The 873-nt window shown below is 38.9% G+C and carries 1 pseudogene; it reads left to right on the plus strand.

Annotated features, from left to right (window positions below):
* Nucleotides 1-143: 143 nt before the first annotated feature.
* Nucleotides 144-873: pseudogene (locus EAE93_RS23915) on the plus strand (hypothetical protein); the annotation flags it as partial.

Here is an 873-nt window from a genome sequence, read left to right on the forward strand (position 1 = left end):
GCGGTCAGTAAGGTGGATTATAAACGCCGTGAGCCGCTTATCTGGTGGAGTAAAGATAAAAGACCTGCCGATTTAGAAGCTCAAATTCCGTTGATTCTGGCCGAATTGGATCGCTTAGGTCCCCCTGATGAAGATCTTTCCGAATGAAGCAACGATTAAGAAATTTACTCAAAAAATGGTTTCCCACTATTCATCCTTTGCCAGCCCAACGGCTGGCACGCTGGGAAAAAGAAATTCTGGCAGCACCACCGGATATTAAGGATGCAGAAACCATTAAGCACGTGGAGATATTGGACTATCTTGATGATAAGGAGTGTCATATCCGCAATCCTCAACGCCGTTTTAGGAGTATTAACTTGATCCCAGTAACCCTAGGGATTATTAGTAGTCTGGTGTTAAACGTTAACGATTTTATAGAATCAAGAGAAAAAAATGAGCAAGCTATTCATCGATGGGTTGGTTACGCAAAAAAAGATTATGGGGAAGAGTTTTATTTACGTAATGATTTACCTGCGGATATGGAAGATATGCGTTATATTGGCAATGATAAAGAGATCTCATTAAGAAAATATTTATATTATCGCTATACCTTTTACCCAAGTAGCTCCCAGTTGCTCATAATTGATATAAGTTTCCTTCTACTTTATCTATTGATTATTCCCCCCTTTGTCTATTGTATATTTTTCTGGCATAGCCAAGCACCATTAATTATCGATCGCGAACAGCAAATTTTTTACACTTGGTATAAAGGTAAAGCCTATGCCGCCCGTTACCCACAATTAGGTATGATGGAAAAAACCAATATTCTGTATCTCAAAGTCTACGGACTGGATGAAAATAACAACCTTATCGAACGTGTCTTTATCCCTAATG

This window comes from Photorhabdus akhurstii, assembly GCF_018448925.1.
Classification (GTDB): Bacteria; Pseudomonadota; Gammaproteobacteria; order Enterobacterales; family Enterobacteriaceae; genus Photorhabdus; species Photorhabdus akhurstii.